Genomic DNA, 16801 nt, shown 5'->3' with positions numbered 1-16801 from the left:
AAGCGCTCGCCCGGCCCTCGCGGCCCGTGGTCCCCGGGGGTCGAGGTGTCAGCCGACCTTGATCATGTCGTAGGAGCCGAGATCCTTCGCCAGCTTGGCGACGTGGGCGTCCGCGTCGCCGAGGGTGTGGCTGATGGCGGTCAGCCGGCTCACGTAGTGGGCGATCGGGTACTCGGCGGTCATGCCGATGCCGCCGTGCATCTGGATGGCCTCCTGGCCGATGTGACGTGCTGAGCGGCAGGTCTGCAGCTTGGCACGCGACGCGATGGTCGGGTCGGCGATGCCGTCGGCGAGCGCCGAGATCGCGTACAGGTCGAGGCTGCGGGCGAGCTCGAGCTGCACGTACATGTCGGCAGCGCGGTGGGTGAGGGCCTGGAAGGTGGCCAGCGGAACGCCGAACTGCTTGCGCGACTTCAGGTATTCGACGGTCAGCTCGAGGCTGCGCTCCATGATGCCGAGCGCCTCGGCGCACAGGGCGGTCTGGATGCCGACCTCGGTGTCGGCGATGACCTGCGAGGCGTCGCCGGAGCCCAGGCGGGTGGCCTTGGCGTCGGCGAAGGTGATCTCGGCGCCGCGACGACGGTCGTGCGTGCGGTACGCGGTGCGGGTGACGCCGGCGGCGTCGGCGTCGATCAGGAACAGCCCGATCTCGTCGCCGACGCGGGCCGACACGATCAGCTTGTGCGCGCAGTCGCCGTGTCCGACAAGCGTCTTGGTGCCGTTGAGCACGCCGTCGGCGGTCGCGGTGGTGGCCACCGCGGCGACCGGCCAGCGGTCACCGGGCTCGTTGTGCGCAAACGCCATCAGCAGTTCGCCGGAGGCGAGGCCCTGGCGCAGCTCGGCGCGGGTGGCGTCGTCGGCGATGCCGAGGAGCGAACCCGGCACGAGGACCGAGTCGAGGTACGGCTCCGGCGCCAGGGCGCGGCCGAGCTCGGTCATGACGCTGGTGAACTCCACCGGGCCGGCGTCCATGCCGCCCTCGGACTCGGGGAAGGTGAGGCCGAGGATGCCGATCTCGGCCAGCGAGTTCCACACCTTCTCGCTCCAGCCGAGATCGGTGTCGGTCACCTTGCGCAGGGTCTCGACGTCGTAGTTCTTGGTGAGGACCTCGCGCACGGTGTCGCGCAGCATCCCCTGCTCTTCGGAAAGCTCGAAATCCATTGTTGTCCTTGCTCTGTGATGTTTCGGGTGGTCAGCGGGCTCGACAGATCAGGGGATCAGAGGCCGAGGACGGCCTTGTCGATGATCTGGCGCTGGACCTCCGAGGAGCCGCCGTAGATCGAGACCTTGCGGTAGTTGAGGTACTCCGGCGCGGCCAGCTGGGCCCACTCGGGTGCCGACACCCGGGCGCTGCCGTTCGGGGCGTCGGCGGCGACCTCGGCGACCGGGAGCGAATCCGGGCCGGCGATGTCGGCGAGGAGCTCCTTGGCGGCCTGCTGCAGCTGGCTGCCCTTGAGCTTCAGCAGCGACGACGCCGGGTTCGGCTTGCCGTCGGCCGACGACGCGGCCACGCGCAGCTGGGTGACCTCGAGGGCCAGCAGCTCGTTCTCCACCTCGGCGAGCCGGGCGGCGAACAGCGGGTCGTCGAGCAGGGTGCCGTGAGCGGTCTTGGTCTGCGCGGCGAGACGCTTTGCGCGGGCGAGGTTGGTCTTGGTGTAGCCGACGCGGGCGATGCCGCTGCGCTCGTTGCCCAGCAGGAACTTGGCCTGGGTCCAGCCGCTGTTCTCCTCGCCGACCATGTTCTCGGCGGGCACCTTGACGTCGTTGAAGAAGACCTCGTTGACCTCGTAGCTGCCGTCGATCAGCTGGATCGGACGCAGCTCGATGCCCGGGGTGTCCATCGGGATCAGGAACATGCTGATGCCGGCCTGCTTCTTGACGTCCGGGTTGGTGCGGGCGAGCAGGAAGATCCAGTCGGCGAACTGGCCGAGCGTGGTCCAGGTCTTCTGGCCGTTGATGACGTAGTGGTCGCCGTCGCGGACCGCGCGGGTCTTGAGGGAGGCGAGGTCGGAGCCGGCCTCGGGCTCGGAGAATCCCTGGCACCACCAGATGTCGAGGTTGGCGGTCTTCGGCAGGAAGCGTTCCTTCATCTCCTGCGAGCCGAACTGGGCGATCACGGGGCCGATCATGCCGGCGTTGAACGGCAGCGGCTCGGGCACGAACGCCAGGTTCATCTCCTCGCGGTAGATGTGGAACTGGATCGGGGTCCAGTCCTTGCCGCCCCACTCGACCGGCCAGTTCGGAACATGCACGCCGTGCTCGTTGAGGATGCGCGCCGAGGTGATGATGTCGTCGGGGTAGTTGAGCTTCCCCTCTTCGTTGCGCTTGCGCAGGTCCTCGGGGACCTTCGCGAAGATGCTGCGCAGTTCCTCGCGGAACGCCTCTTCCTCCGGACTGAACTTCAGCTGCATGGGTTCTTCTACTCCTGTCGAGGGTTGCCGGGTGTTCGGCGACACCGGTCGCAGGCGATGTGACGTGGGATTTCCCGGTCGACCGCCCGCTGACTAAGCGCTTGCTTAGTGATATGTTGCACTATGCCCCGCCCGATGTGCTGTGTCAATCGGCTCACGGCGGGCGACAACCATCGCAGCGGACAGGGGTGAGGTGTGGTCTCGTCGACCGGGACGTCGTCGAAATCGGCGGCGGCACGTCAGCGACTGCTCGCGGCCGCGCTCGAGGCCTTCGCCGCCAAGGGGTTCAACGCCACCACGACGCGCGACATCGCCAACGGCGCGAAGATGAGCTCGGCCGCGGTCTACGTGCACTTCCGCTCCAAGGAGGAGCTGCTGTTCGAGCTCTCCGAGGCGGGGCACCGGCGCATCCTGGACGTGATCGACGACGTCGACGACGCGTCGGCCCCGCCCGCAGCGAGGCTCCGGGCGGTGATCTCGGCGTTCACCGGACATCACGCGCGCGAGCACGTCGGCGGGCGGGTGGTGAACTACGAACTGGCCGCGCTGGCGCCCGAGCACCTCGACACGGTCATGGAACTGCGTCGAGAGATCACCCGCCGGGTGCGCGCGATCGTCGACGCGGGCATCGCCGCCGGCGACTTCGATGTCGCCGACGCGCAGGCCACCACGAACGCGATGCTGTCGATGGGCATCGACGTCGCGCGCTGGTACCGGCCGGAGAAGGGGCTGTCCCCGGAGGAGATGGGACGGTTCTACGCGGACCTCGCGACGCGCATGGTGGGCGTGCGGGACCGGTGACGGTCCCGGCCGGTCACCGGTCGGCGGGTGCCGCCTCTCGGTCCTCGACGCGCACCGAGGGCGAGGTCGCCGCACGGGCCGCCGCGCGACGCGTGGCGACCGCGAGCACGGCGCCGATCACCGCGACCACCAGGACGTAGCCGACGTAGCCGATGACCGTGGCGCGGAGTCCGATGTGCGGCACCACGACCCCCGCGATCACGGCCGGCACGCTGAACGCCAGGTAGCTCGCGACGAACACCGACGAGAAGACCTGGCCGCGCTGGGCCTGCGGGGTCGCCGCGGTGATCGTGTCCATCGCGCTGAGGAAGGTCGCCGCCCAGCCGGATCCGGCGACGATCGAGCCGAGGATGTAGAGCGGGAGCGACTCGGCGAGCACCCCGGACAGCGAGAGCAGCACGCCCAGCGCGAGGGTCGGATAGCCGTAGGCCTGCTTGGCCGCCGCCGTGCGGACGGTCACGAACAGGGACGTGACCGTCGCGCTGGCGAAGAAGGAGAACAGGATGAGGCCGGCCCAGCCGTGGTTGGCGACCCCGAACACCTTGGCGACGACCGACGATCCGAGCGAGAGGTAGAGGCCGCCCAGCGACCAGGTCGCGATGAGCGTGGGCACCGCGGCGAGGAAGACGCCTCGGACCTCGCGGGGGACGCGCGCCCGGGGCGCGATGGTCGCTGCCAGGTGACGCCGGGAGCGGAACCCGGCGGCGTCCCGGGTCTCGGGGACGACGAGCAGGGCGATCAGGAGCGCCGCGAACAGGCCCAGGATGATCTCGTAGACGAGGACGCGGGGCGCCGGCGCGTATTCGACGAGCAACCCGGCGACGCCGACGCCGGTGGCGAGGCCGAATGCCGGGGCGGCGCCGATGATCGTCGAACCCAGTCGTGCGGTGGGCTGGAGGTCGACGGTGGTGGCGGTCAGCGTGCCCATCGCCGCACCGGTCGCCAGGCCCTGAAGTGCCCGGGCCGCGAGCAGGGTGCCGACGTCGCCGGCGACCACGAACAGGATCATGCTGCCGATCAGGAGGGCCAGCGCGACGGCGAGGACCGGGCGACGTCCGATGTGGTCGGACAACGATCCGACGGTCAACAGGCTCAACAGCATCGTCACGACGTAGACGGCGAACACCAGGGTCAGCGTCAGGGCGGAGAAGCCCCAGAGTTCCTGGTAGACGGGGTAGAGCGGCGACGGTGCGGCCGAGGCGAACAGCACCATCACGTAGGTCGCGGCGATCAGCCAGAACGCGCGATGCGGGTGCAGCGGTGCCATCTCGTCTCCTTAACGCAAAATGCTTTGCATTAAGCCTGACGATACGTGCGACCCGACTCTAAAAGCAATTGGATTTGCAATAATGGTCGCATGGCTACCGGTGATGCGAACGCCCGGGCGGACACTCCCGCTTCCGGGGAGCCGAAGCGACCCGGGGCCTCCAGGCGACCCGGCGGCCGCAGCGCGCGGGTGCAATCGGCCGTGTTCACCGCGGTCGGGCAACTCGTGGGCGCGGGACAGCGCGAGACGATGACGATCCCGCAGGTCGCCGACCTCGCCGGCGTGAACCCCACCAGCATCTATCGTCGCTGGGGGTCGATCGACGCACTGCTCGGGGAGGTGGCGGTGGCCGCCCTCACCCAGGGGGAGCCGCTACCGGACACCGGGGGTCTCCGCGGGGACGTCGCCGAGTGGGCCCGCATCATCGCCGCCGACATCGGACGGCCGAAGCGACGCGCGTATCTGCGCGCGATGGTGTCCGCCCGAGACGACGTCGTCGAGGTGTGCCCGTGCTGGGAGATCCGCCGGGAGCAGGCCGAGGAGATGATCGCCCGGGCGCGGGGCCGCGGCGAGTCGACGCCGTCGGTGCGTCAGCTCCTCGACCACGTGATCGCCCCGCTCTATCACCACGCGGTGTTCGGGTTGCCGGTCGACGAGTCGTATGCGACCGAGCTCGTGGACGACGTCCTGGCGTTTTCCGTCAGCAGCCCCGAGTAGGCCCGAGTAACGATATGGTCCGGGCATGAAGAGGGTTCATGCGTTCACAGACGACGCGCTCGGGGAGTTGGACGGCGTCGGCATCGCGGAGCGGATCGCGGCGGGCGAGATCTCGTCCGACGAGGCCGTCGAGGCGGCACTGGCGCGGATCGACAAGGTCAACCCGGTACTGAACGCGATCGCGTTCGACGACCGGGAACGTGCGCGAAAGCGCGCCGTCGACAACGACTTTCCGCATGGTGCGTTCGCCGGGGTGCCGTCGGCCATCAAGAACAACACCGAGTACGCGGGTCTGCCGACCCGGTACGGATCGGCAGCCGTGTCGGACCGCCCGGCGACGGCGAACGAGGCGTTCACCGACCAGTTCCTGGCCACCGGTGTCAACATCGTCGGCGCGACGACGCTGCCCGCGTTCGGGCTCACCGCCACGACCGAGTTCGTCGACCGCGAGCCCACGCGCAACCCATGGGACACCGACTACTCGGCCGGCGGGTCGTCGGGCGGTTCGGCGGCGCTGGTGGCCGCCGGCGCACTGCCGATCGCGCACGCCAACGACGGCGGCGGCTCCATCCGCATCCCGGCGGCCGCGTGCGGACTCGTGGGCCTGAAGCCGACCCGCGGGCGGACCGCGCCGGCGAAGGAGACCAAGGACGCCCCGATCGACCTCGTGAGCAATGGGATCGTGAGCCGGACCGTGCGCGACACCGCGCGATTCATCGCCGACGCCGAGCGCATCCGGCCGGTCGGCGACCTGCCGCCGGTGGGGCTGGTGGAGGGACCGGGGGCCAGGCGCCTGAAGATCGCGCTGGTCACCGAACCGCTCACCGGGCAGCTGCTCGACCGCGAGACCCACAAGGCCGTGACCGACATCGCCGAACTGGTCGAGACGCTGGGCCACCGCACCGAGATGGTGCCGCTGCCGGTCGACCGCGCCTACGTCCGGCAGTTCATCGACTACTGGGCCCTGCTCGCCTTCGCGTTGGACCGCACCGGAAAGAGGTTGTTCGACAAGGGATTCGACCGCAAGCAGCTCGACGGACTGACCCGCGGCCTGTCCCGCCATTGCCTTCGCCATCTCTACCGGATGCCGTCGTCGATCCGCGGCCTTCGCCGGGCCACCGCTGCGTTCCGGAGCCTCCACGACCAGTTCGACGTCATCCTCTCGCCGACGCTCGGGCACACGCCCCCGGAGATCGGCTACCTCGATCCGGGCGTCGATTTCGACGAGGCGATGGACCGCCTCACCCGCTACGTCGCGTTCACTCCCGCCAACAACACCGCAGGCACCCCGGCCATCAGCCTGCCGCTCGCGCAGTCGACGAACGGCATCCCGATCGGCATCCAGTTCGCCGCCGACCTGGGCGACGAGAAGACGCTGCTGGAGCTGGCGTTCGAGCTCGAGGCGGCGCGGCCGTTCGCGCGGATCCAGGATGCCTGAACGGCGTTCGACGCCAACGGTTTTCTCGCAGTCGACGACGAGGACGTCACACTCCGACGTCTGCCTGGACCGCACGTCGCGGATCGAACAGTGACCCGGGATCTCGGATCTGCCCAGACACGTCCGGAAGCGCCAGTTCGTCGACGTCGGTGCTCGCCGTTCACGGGGACGCCCCACCAGACATCGGCAGACCCGCCACCCGATCGGGCGGCGGGTCTGCCGAACAGCGGTGGATCTGTCGAAACCTCTAGTGCTGCACGGCCTTCTCCGCGCCGATGCCCGTGAGGGAACGGACCTCCATCTCCGCGCTGCGCTCGACGTCGCCGGTGTCCGACGGCGAGGTCAGGGTGCCGATGATGCCGAGGACGAAGGCCAGCGGGATCGAGACGATGCCCGGGTTGGCCAGCGGGAACCACGCGAAGTCGGCGCCCGGGATCATCGACGACGCCGAGCCGGAGACGGCGGGGGAGAAGACGATCAGGACGATCGTGGAGATCAGGCCGCCGTACATGCTCCACAGGGCGCCGCGGGTGTTGAACCGCTTCCAGTAGAGGGAGTACACGATGGTCGGCAGGTTGGCCGCCGCGGCGATCGCGAAGGCGAGCGCCACCAGGAAGGCGATGTTCTGCCCGTTGGCGAGGATGCCGAGCACGATACCGAGGACGCCCAGCACGACAACGGTGTAGCGCGAGACGCGGACCTGGTCGTCCTCACTCACCTTGTTGCGCTTGATGACCGACGCGTAGATGTCGTGGGCGAAGGACGCCGACGCGGTGATGGCGAGACCGGCGACCACCGCGAGGATCGTCGCGAACGCCACCGCCGAGATGACCCCGAGGAGCACCACACCGCCGAGTTCGAAAGCAAGCAGCGGGGCCGCCGCGTTCTGGCCGCCGGCCGCGGCGAGGATCTTGTCGGGTCCGACCAGGGCGGCCGCGCCGTAGCCGAGGATCAGGGTGAACAGGTAGAAGGCGCCGATGAGCGCGATCGCCCAGACCACCGACTTGCGGGCCTCTTTCGCGGTCGGGACCGTGTAGAAGCGCATCAGGACGTGGGGCAGGCCGGCGGTGCCAAGGACCAGCGCGATGGCCAGCGACAGGAAGTTGATCTTGGACTCCAGCGAACCGCCGTACTGGGCGCCGGGGGCGAGAACGTCACGCGCCGCGACCTGTTCGTCTGCGGAACCGGCGATCGCGTCCTGGGCCGAGCCGAGGATCGAGGAGAGGTTCATGCCGAACTTGGCGAGCACGATGAAGGTCATGATGGCCGCGCCGCTGATGAGCAGGACCGCCTTGATGATCTGCACCCAGGTGGTGCCCTTCATGCCGCCGACGAGGACGTAGACGATCATCAGGGCGCCGACGACGGCGATCACGATCGACTGGCCGAGACGGCTGTCGATGTCGAGCAGCAGGGCGACGAGCCCGCCGGCGCCGGCCATCTGGGCGAGCAGGTAGAACAGCGATACCGCGAGCGTCGAGATGGCGGCGGCCAGCCGGACGGGGCGCTGCTTGAGCCGGAAGCTGAGCACGTCGGCCATCGTGAACTTGCCTGTGTTGCGCAGGAGTTCGGCGACGAGCAGCAGGGCCACGAGCCAGGCGACGAGGAAGCCGATCGAATACAGGAATCCGTCGTAGCCGTAGACCGCGATGGCGCCGGCGATGCCGAGGAAGCTGGCCGCCGACAGGTAGTCGCCGGCGATCGCGATGCCGTTCTGCGGGCCGGAGAATCCGCGGCCGCCGGTGAAGAAGTCCGCGGCCGAGTTGTTGTTCTTGCTGGCCCGGATGACGATGTACATCGTCACCGCGACGAAGGCGACGAAGATCGAGATGTTGACTACGGGACTGCCGACGGTGGCGGCGAGGTCGAGGGTCTTCACAGGGTCGCGCCTTCCATCTCGTTGCGGAGCGCCTCGGCGCGCGGGTCGAGCTGACGGTTCGCGAAGCGCACGTAGAGGCCGGTGATCACGAAGGTGGTGATGAACTGCAGCAGGCCGAGGATGAGTCCGACGTTGATGTCGCCCCAGACCTTGATCGCCATGAAACCGTCGGCGAACGCGCCGAGCAGGACGTAGACCGCGTACCAGACGAGGAAGAACGCGGTCATCGGGAACACGAACCTGCGCAGCCTGGACTTGAGTTCCTGGAATTGGGGGCTGTGCTGCATCTCGACGAACTGCTCGCCCGTCGGCACGGGTGCAGCCACTGTGGGATTGGTTGACACGGTGTCCTCCATCGGGATTCGTTTGCCGCCGCGTCGCATGTGACGGCACTACGGAGAACAGAGTGGGTGAGGCGCAGGTCACACACAATCAGGTGTCGTGGGTCACACGCCGAATCCCGCGGTCTCTGCGACGGACGGTCGCTGCGCCGCGACGAACGGTGAGCGGTCAGCCCCTCGGATGCCGGTCCGGGCCCTCCGTCGACGGGCCGTCCGCGGTCCGGTCGCGCCCCGGTTCGTCGTCGGCGCGGCCCGGCAGACGGTCGATGCCCATGCCGACGCGTTCGGGAACGTGCATCCGGGCGAAGGTGCGTGAGAGGTCGCCGGGTAGCCGGCTGCGCGTCGAGAGGCTCACGAGGATCATCGTCCCGAAGGCGAGCGGCACGGTCACGGCCGCGGGGTAGCCGACCACCACCGACAGCCATCCGTCGAGGACGGAGTCGTCGACGACGCCGGCGATCGCGAGACTCGTCGCGATGCCGGACGAGAGGCCGCCGACGACCAGCCCGGCGATCGCGCCTGGCGCGGTGAGTCCGCGCCACCAGATCCCGAGGACCAGCAGCGGGCAGAGCGTCGAGGCCGCGACCGCGAAGACGAGGCCCACCGTCCGGGACAACTCGAGCGACCCGGCCGCGAGCGACAATGCGACGGCGATGCCGCCGCCGGCGACCGCCGCGACACGGAAGTCGCGGACCCGTCCGCGCAGGACGTCGGTGGACAATGCGCCGGCGACGGACACCAGAAGGCCCGACGAGGTGGCGAGGAAGGCCGCGATCGCGCCCGCGGCGACGAGGGCTGCCAGGGCCTGTCCGGCCGGTCCGCCGATGGTCGCGCTCGGCAACAGCAGCACCGCGGCGTCGGAGGCGCCGGTGATCAAGAGCTCGGGCACGTAGAGCCGCGAGAAGACGCCCAGGAGCACGGGGAAGAGATAGAACAGGGACAGCAGAGCGATCGCGGCGAGGGCCGTCCGCCGCGCGGTGCGGCCGTCGGGATTGGTGTAGAAGCGCACCAGGACATGTGGCAGCCCCATGACGCCCAGGAAGGTGGCGATCACCAGGGACAGCACCTGGAACAGCGGATGGCGATCGCCGAAACCGTCGCCCGACGCGACCCAGTCCGAGCCGTCGACGGGCGCCCCGTCCACGACGGGGGTCGCGGCGCCGGCGTCGAGGGCGATGACCGAGTCCGCCTCGATGACGTGCCGTCCGGGCGTCGGCACCCGGGCGTGGACCTCGGTTCCGTCGAGGGTTCCGGTGATCCGCACTCCCTTCGGCTCGGTCACGGTGACGACGACGTCGGTGGTGACGTCGACGGTGGTCGGCGCGCTCACGCGCGGCGGCGCGGGGTCGCCGACCGGCTGGGGGTCGCCGGCGAACACCCCGATCAGCACGAGCGTCGGGATCGCGATGGCCGTCAGCTTGAGCCAGTACTGGAACGCCTGGACGAAGGTGATCGACCGCATCCCGCCGCCGACCACGTTGACGATGACGATGGTGCCGACGGCGACGCCGCCGACCCACACCGGAACACCCAGCAGGATGTTGAGCGTCAGGCCGGCGCCCTGGAACTGCGGGATCAGATAGAGCACGCAGACCACGACCACCACGACCATCGCCGTCTTGCGGACGGCCGTCGACGAGAGCCGGAACTCCGCGAAGTCGGGCACGGTGTAGGCCCCGGACCGGCGCAGTGGCGCCGCGACGAACAGCAGCAGGCCCAGGTATCCGGCGGTGAATCCCACCGGATACCACAGCGCATCGGCGCCGTACTTCGCGATCAGGCCGGCGACGCCGAGAAATGATGCGGCCGAGAGGTATTCGCCGGACACCGCGGCGGCGTTCCAGCGCGGGCCGACGGCGCGCGAGGCCACCAGGAAGTCGGAGGTGGTGCGCGAGAACCGGCCGCCCCAGGCACCGACGGCGATCGTGGCGAACGCGGCGGCGAACAGGGCGACGGCGGTGAGGACGTCGACGCCGTTCACGGGCCGCCGCCCACCTCGGACTCCTCGTCGTCGACGAGGCTCATGAAGTCGCGTTCGGCGTTCTCGGCCAGGCGCACGTACAGCAGGCCCGTCAGGTAGATGACCGGGTACGCCAGGAGTCCGAGCGCGATCCACGTGACCCGGATGCCGAAGACGGTCGCGGCCGCGACCTCCGGGAACGCGAAGACCAGCAGCGGGATCGCCACGACCACGACCACCAGGCCCAGGCCGAGGCGCAACCCGAGTCCGAGTTGGGCGCGCATCAGGCCCCGGACGAGGGCGTCGCCGATCTCGGTCTGCTCCTGGACCTCGACGCGGGTGCGGACCATCCGCGCCCCGCGGCGCTGGGCGAGCACCACCCGTTCGCGTTGTGGCGGGTTCTGCGACATCGTCTGGGCGGCCGTCCGTCAGGCGTGGTCGCGGGTGGTCGGGTGACGGTACCGGCGCAGCGGGTCACGGATGAGCCGGTCCTTGAGATCGCGCACCTGCCGCCGGCTCACGGGCAGCTCCACCGCCTCCGACGCCCCGTTGGCCCGGACGGCGACCAGCGTCTGGCCGCCCGAGGTCCGCAGCCCGGTGACCATGGGCAGCGACACCAGGTACGAGCGGTGGACGCGGGCGAAACCCTTGTCCTGCCACCGTGATTCGAGGGTCGACAGCGGGATCCGCACGAGGTGCGAGCCGGATTCGGCATGTAGCCGCGCATAGTCGCCGACCGCCTCCACCCAGGAGATGGTGTCCCGGCGCACCAGCGAGGTGACCCCGCTCATCTCGACCGGGATGACGTCGTCGGACGCGGCGGCGCGGGCGGTGCGATCGGCCGGCTCCGGCGCGGGGGCCGGCGCCGACGCCCGGGTGCGAGCCTCGAGGGCGGCGCGGACCCGCGAGAGGGCCTGGGCAAGGCGTTCCTCACGGAGCGGCTTGAGCAGATAGTCGACGGCCCCGACATCGAAGGCGTCGACGGCCTTGTCCTCGTGGGCGGTGACGAACACGATCATCGGCGGGTCCGCGTACTTGGCGAGGACGCCGGCGAGCTCCAGCCCGGACAACCCGGGCATGTTGATGTCGAGGAAGATCGCGTCGACCCGGTGGGAGTTGAGTTCGCGCAGGGCGTCGGTGGCATCGCTCGCCGCGAGAACCTCGTCGACATCGTCCTGGCGGGACAGCAGGTAGGTGAGTTCGTCGAGGGCAGGCGGTTCGTCGTCTACCGCGAGCACTGCCAGCGCGGACATCCATCACCTCCCTGTGCGTCCCTGCGCGACCCAGGTGAACAGGGGGATCGTACCCTGCGCGAGGTGCTCCGGAGCCTTCTCCGGGAAGTGGATGTCGGGGCCAGGGGAGGGTGAATTCGAGAAAAAGTCCGGTCGCATGGCTGCGTCCCTCCGGGTTCTCGATACGCTGTGCACGGCCATCCCGACGGCAGACGCCGCACACGACGATGTGTGCACAGCGTCGCCTCGCCGCGTTGGACGGAAGTTAGGAAGAAAGACACGGTGTTCTCCCGGTTCAAACCCAGGAACGATCTCTTCTACGGGTTGTTCACGTCCTCGGCGCGCTGCCTGGCGGATGGGACCAAGGCTCTCACCGGTCTGCTCGAGCCAGAGCCGGACATCGAGGCGACGGCACGACGCATGCTCGAGCTCGAACACGACTGCGACCGCATCACCCATGAGATGTTCCGGACGGTCAACTCGAGCTTCATCACCCCGTTCGACCGGTCCGACATCTACGTCCTCGGGTCCAGCCTCGACGACGTGATGGACCACATCGAGGCCGCGACCCACCTCATGGCCCTCTACAACGTCTCCGAGCTCCCGGGGCAGCTGCGCGAGATGGTCGAGATCCTCGACACCTGCGCGAGCGTGACCGCCGACGCGATGCCCCGCCTGGCCGGGATGAAGGACCTCGAGCGCTACTGGATCGAGATCAACGATCTCGAGAACCGGGCCGACCACGTCTACCGGACCTTCCTCGCCTACCTCTTCGACGGCCATCTCGACGCGCTCACGGTGATGAAGCTCAAGGACGTCGCCGACGAGTTCGAGGACGCCGCGGACTCGTTCGAGAAGGTCGCCAACATCGTCGAGACCATCGTCCTCAAGGAGTCGTGACACTCCTGTGTTCGGACTTCTCGTGGTGATCGGCCTCGCGATGGCCTTCACGTTCACCAACGGCTTCCACGACTCTGCCAACGCGATCGCGACCTCGGTGTCGACCCGGGCCCTCACCCTGCGGGCGGCCCTCGCGATGGCCGCGGTCGGGAACCTGATCGGATCGTTCTTCGGCGCCAAGGTGGCGAGCACGGTCGGCTCGGGGATCATCGACCTCAAGGTCGGTCCCGACGCGTTGCTCCTCGTCGGCTGCGCCCTGGTGGGAGCAATCGGCTGGAACCTCATCACCTGGTGGTTCGGCCTGCCGTCCTCCTCGTCGCACGCGCTGATCGGCGGCATGGTCGGCGCAGCGCTCGTCGGCGGTGTGACCGTTCTCTGGAGCGGCGTGGTCGAGAAGATCCTGATCCCGATGGTCGTCTCGCCCCTCGCCGGCTTCGTGCTCGGCGCCGCGGCGATGCTCGCCATCATGTGGCTGTTCCGCAACGCCTCTCCTGCGGTCACGGGCCGCCGCTTCCGCCACGCGCAGACGGTGTCGGCGGCGATGATGGCCTTCGGCCACGGTATGCAGGACGCGGCGAAGACCATGGGCATCGTCGTCCTCGCGCTCGTCGTCGCGGGCTACCAGGACGACTACCACATCCCGCTGTGGTGCTTCCTGCTCACCGCGGTCGTCCTGGCCATCGGCACCGCCACCGGCGGCATGCGGATCATGCGCACCCTCGGCCGCAAGATCATCGAACTCGACCCGCCGCAGGGATTCGCCGCCGAGGCGACCGCGGCGTCGGTGCTCTACGTCGCGTCGGCCGGCATGGGCGCCCCGATCTCGACGACGCACGTCATCTCGTCGGCGATCATGGGCGTCGGTTCCACCAAGCGCACCAGCGCGGTCCGCTGGGGCATGGCCGGGAACATGGCCGCCGCCTGGATCACCACGTTCCCCGCGGCCGCGGCGTTCGCCGCGCTCACGTTCGCGGTGGCGAGGATCTTCACCTAGTCCGGCCGCCCGTCCGATGGGGCCGGCCCGCTCGGACCGGCCGTCACGCGTGGATGCCGGCCCGGAACTTGGGGACCCGCATGCCGACCTTCGTGCCGGCTCCGACGGCGGTCTCGACCACCAGGCCGTAGTCGTTGCCGAAGGCCGCGCGCAGCCGGTGGTCGACGTTGGTGAGCCCGACGTGTGCGCCCTCGCCGGGGTCCAGCGCGTCGATCGCGCCGGAACGCAGCAATTCCGGGTCCATGCCGACGCCGTCGTCCTCGACGGTGATGACGCAGTCGGTGCCCTCGTCGGCCGCGGTGATCGTGATCGTTCCGCCGCCCTTCGGCGCCAGGCCGTGCCGGACGGCGTTCTCCACGAGCGGTTGCAGGGCGAGGAACGGCACGACGACGTTGAGGACCTCCGGCGCCACGTGCAGCCGCACGTCGAGCGAGTTGCCGAACCGCGCGCGCTCGAGGGTCAGGTAGCGGTCGATGTTGCGCAACTCGTCGGCGAGCACCGTGTACTCGCCGCTGGCCCGGAACGAATAACGGGTGAAGTCGGCGAAGTCGAGGACGAGCTCGCGGGCGCGGTCGGGGTCGGTGCGCACGAACGAGGCGATGGTGTTGAGCGCGTTGTAGATGAAGTGCGGGCTGATCTGGGCGCGCAACGCCAGGACCTCGGCCCGGTCGAGACGGGCCCGGGAGGCGTCGAGCTCGGCGAGTTCGATCTGGCTCGACACGTACCGCGCGACCTCGGCGACGGCCCCGAGCATGCCCGGCCCGGGGCGTCGGGTCGTCGCGACGACGAGGACGCCGACGTCGACCTCGCCGGCGACGAGAGGTTGGGCGATGAGGGCGCGCACGGGCGAGTCCGCCCCGCACGGATCGGTGACCAGCACCCGACGCTGGTCGCCGCGGGCCGACGACGCCGCATTCGCCGCGGCGTTCAGCAGCGCGGGGTCCCAGAGGTCGTCGCCGGCGGGCTCGTGCGCGAGTTCTCTGGGTTCGTCGTCGAAGAGGGCGACGGCTTCCGCGGCCGTGAGCGTGCGGAGGTGGGGCAGTGCCTCCCGGGCAGACTCCTCGGACAGTCCGGTCCGCAGCGAACGCGCCGCGAGTGACGCGGTGTGCAGGGTCGAGTGCACCGCGCGCTCGGTCGGCGTGGTGACCACCCGCCGGGTCCGGATCAGGGCGATCAGGCCGACGACGACGATCAGCGCGAGGACGGCACCGACGATGGCGACTTGGCCGGTCATGATCCGACCCTACTGGGAGCCGCGGCCGGTTCGCGGCGTCAGTACGTGGCCCACTCGCCCTGTGCGTAGCGGAGGATGCGCGGGTCCATCAGAGTCGACGGAGGCAGGTCGAGCGGTTGGCGATCGAGGGGGAACACCGTGGCCGCGGTGAGCTGCTCGGCGCTCAGGAAGCGCAGCGGTTCCGGCGGTTCGACGGCCGGGCTGACCGGCCCGCGTGTGCTCGCCAGGTGAAAACCCCAGTCCCCGAACGCCGGGACGTCGACGTGGTACGGCGTGGCCGGGAGGCCGGCGGCGCGCATGGTGGAGGCGATGCACCAGAACGACTTCGGGGCGAAGTACGGCGATCCGGCCTGCACCACCACCCGGCCGCCGTCGGCGAGGTGGGCGCGGACCATGGCGTAGAACTCGGTCGAGTACAGCTTCGCGGTGGCCGTGTCGTCGGGATCGGGCATGTCGACGACGATCACGTCGAACCGGCGGTCGGTGTGGCGGAGCCAGCCGAAGGCGTCGGCGGTGACGATCTCGGCGCGCGGATCGCTCATCGATCCCTTGTTGAGGCGTCGTAGGCGCTCGTCGGTGCGGGCCAGCCGGATCATCGCCGGATCGAGTTCGACGAGGGTGACCTCACGGATACCGGGGTAGCGCAGCACCTCCCGCAACGCCAGCCCGTCCCCGCCGCCGAGGATGAGGACCGACGCGTGGGCGCCGGCCATGGCCGGATGCACCAGTGCCTCGTGGTAGCGGTGCTCGTCGATCGAGGAGAACTGCAGGTCGCCGTTGAGGTACAGGCGGGTGTCGGGACCGGCGCCGGTGCCGCGTTCGGTGATCACGATGTCCTGGTACGCGCTGCGGGCGGATGCGACGATCGGGTCGCGGTAGAGGGCCTGCCGGGCGGTGACCTCGAACCGGGTCGACAGCACGAGCGCGGCGATCAGGGTCGCCACCACCACGAGCGACGCCACCGACAGCGCCACGAGGTGGCTGCGCCGCAACGCCTTCCGGAAGATCACGAAGACCAGGAAGCAGCCGGCGGCGGCGTTGACCAGGCCGACGACCAGGGCGCCGCGGAGCTGACCGAACAACGGCAGCAACAGGAACGGGAAGCACAGGCCGCCGACGAGGGCGCCGATGTAGTCGACCGCGAACATGTCCGCCACCGCGGCCCCGGCCTCTTGACGTCGAATCCGCTGCAGCAACACCATGAGCAACGGGATCTCCGCGCCGATCAGCAGGCCGAGGACGAAGGCCACCGCGATCAGGGCGGGTGTGTAGAGCTCCAGATGGGCGAACGCGGCATAGAGCGCCATCACCGACAGGCCGCCGAGGAGGGCCAGGGCCAGCTCGACGACGGCGAAGGCCGTGACCGACCGCGGTTGCAGCGGTTTCGCGGCGAGGGACCCGACTCCCATCGCGAACACCATCACCGACAGGACGATCGACGCCTGCGTGGCGGTGTTGCCGATCAGGAACGAGCCGAGCGAGACCAGCGCCAGCTCGTACACGAGGCCGCAGGCGGCGCAGACGAACACCACGGCGAGCAGCGCCGATCGGGCCAGGCGGGGCCAGGCGGCCGCCGGATCGCCCGGCGGCGCGTCGTCGACGGTGTCGGTGGTGCTCATGACGGGGA

The 16801-nt window shown here is 69.7% G+C and carries 15 protein-coding genes; 5 read left to right on the top strand and 10 right to left on the bottom strand.

Features of this window, described 5'->3' with window-relative positions; all coding sequences use genetic code 11:
- Positions 1-48: 48 nt before the first annotated feature.
- Together GP2_RS07870 and GP2_RS07865 are read right to left on the bottom strand one after the other, a co-directional pair.
- Positions 49-1161, bottom strand: coding sequence for an acyl-CoA dehydrogenase family protein (locus GP2_RS07870; RefSeq protein WP_006899959.1), 1113 nt, complete (start codon positions 1159-1161; stop codon positions 49-51).
- 56 nt (positions 1162-1217) lie between these two features.
- Complete coding sequence (locus GP2_RS07865) at positions 1218-2411, bottom strand: acyl-CoA dehydrogenase family protein (protein WP_006899958.1); 1194 nt, start codon at positions 2409-2411, stop codon at positions 1218-1220.
- A 195-nt stretch (positions 2412-2606) separates the two neighbouring features.
- Here GP2_RS07865 and GP2_RS07860 point away from each other — a divergent pair, with 195 nt between their 5' ends.
- Complete coding sequence (locus GP2_RS07860) at positions 2607-3212, top strand: TetR/AcrR family transcriptional regulator (protein WP_006899957.1); 606 nt, start codon at positions 2607-2609, stop codon at positions 3210-3212.
- Positions 3213-3225: 13 nt separating this feature from the next.
- Here the strand turns inward: GP2_RS07860 and GP2_RS07855 are convergent, their stop codons facing one another.
- Entirely contained in the window at positions 3226-4479 is a 1254-nt protein-coding gene (locus GP2_RS07855; RefSeq protein WP_006899956.1) for an MFS transporter, read from the bottom strand.
- A 90-nt stretch (positions 4480-4569) separates the two neighbouring features.
- Here GP2_RS07855 and GP2_RS07850 point away from each other — a divergent pair, with 90 nt between their 5' ends.
- Both GP2_RS07850 and GP2_RS07845 read left to right on the top strand, forming a co-directional pair.
- Complete coding sequence (locus GP2_RS07850) at positions 4570-5196, top strand: TetR/AcrR family transcriptional regulator (protein WP_006899955.1); 627 nt, start codon at positions 4570-4572, stop codon at positions 5194-5196.
- Positions 5197-5221: 25 nt separating this feature from the next.
- Entirely contained in the window at positions 5222-6634 is a 1413-nt protein-coding gene (locus GP2_RS07845) for an amidase (protein WP_006899954.1), read from the top strand.
- A 247-nt stretch (positions 6635-6881) separates the two neighbouring features.
- On the opposite strand, the gene GP2_RS07840 is transcribed toward GP2_RS07845, so the two are convergent.
- The 5 genes from GP2_RS07840 to GP2_RS07820 all read right to left on the bottom strand — a co-directional run bounded on the left by GP2_RS07840 (position 6882) and on the right by GP2_RS07820 (position 12067).
- The gene (locus GP2_RS07840; RefSeq protein WP_006899953.1) at positions 6882-8513 is read right to left on the bottom strand and encodes a monocarboxylic acid transporter; all 1632 of its coding nucleotides are present in this window, start codon (positions 8511-8513) and stop codon (positions 6882-6884) included.
- Positions 8510-8869, bottom strand: coding sequence for a DUF485 domain-containing protein (locus GP2_RS07835; RefSeq protein ID WP_006899952.1), 360 nt, complete (start codon positions 8867-8869; stop codon positions 8510-8512). Before GP2_RS07835 ends, GP2_RS07840 begins: the two co-directional genes overlap by 4 nt.
- Before the next feature lie 154 nt (positions 8870-9023).
- Positions 9024-10835 carry a sodium/solute symporter gene (locus tag GP2_RS07830; RefSeq protein WP_006899951.1) on the bottom strand — a complete coding sequence of 604 codons (1812 nt, stop codon included), beginning with the start codon at positions 10833-10835 and terminating at the stop codon, positions 9024-9026.
- On the bottom strand, positions 10832-11224 hold the full coding sequence (locus GP2_RS07825) for a hypothetical protein (protein ID WP_006899950.1): 393 nt from the start codon (positions 11222-11224) through the stop codon (positions 10832-10834). Before GP2_RS07825 ends, GP2_RS07830 begins: the two co-directional genes overlap by 4 nt.
- Positions 11225-11242: 18 nt before the next feature.
- Complete coding sequence (locus GP2_RS07820) at positions 11243-12067, bottom strand: LytR/AlgR family response regulator transcription factor (protein ID WP_006899949.1); 825 nt, start codon at positions 12065-12067, stop codon at positions 11243-11245.
- A 261-nt stretch (positions 12068-12328) separates the two neighbouring features.
- Between GP2_RS07820 and GP2_RS07815 the strand changes: the two genes are divergently transcribed.
- A complete protein-coding gene (locus tag GP2_RS07815) occupies positions 12329-12946 on the top strand; it encodes a DUF47 domain-containing protein (protein WP_006899948.1) in 618 nt (205 codons plus the stop codon).
- A 7-nt stretch (positions 12947-12953) separates the two neighbouring features.
- A complete protein-coding gene (locus tag GP2_RS07810; protein ID WP_006899947.1) occupies positions 12954-13940 on the top strand; it encodes an inorganic phosphate transporter in 987 nt (328 codons plus the stop codon).
- Between the two features lie 43 nt (positions 13941-13983).
- On the opposite strand, the gene GP2_RS07805 is transcribed toward GP2_RS07810, so the two are convergent.
- Complete coding sequence (locus tag GP2_RS07805) at positions 13984-15174, bottom strand: sensor histidine kinase (RefSeq protein WP_006899946.1); 1191 nt, start codon at positions 15172-15174, stop codon at positions 13984-13986.
- Positions 15175-15212: 38 nt separating this feature from the next.
- Positions 15213-16793 carry a polyamine aminopropyltransferase gene (locus tag GP2_RS07800; RefSeq protein ID WP_006899945.1) on the bottom strand — a complete coding sequence of 527 codons (1581 nt, stop codon included), beginning with the start codon at positions 16791-16793 and terminating at the stop codon, positions 15213-15215.
- Between the last annotated feature and the right edge of the window lie 8 nt (positions 16794-16801).

The sequence above is a fragment of the Gordonia paraffinivorans NBRC 108238 genome, assembly GCF_000344155.1.
GTDB lineage: Bacteria > Actinomycetota > Actinomycetes > Mycobacteriales > Mycobacteriaceae > Gordonia > Gordonia paraffinivorans.
Note: the sequence above shows the minus strand (reverse complement) of the source record. Positions and strands in the feature narration are given on the sequence as shown.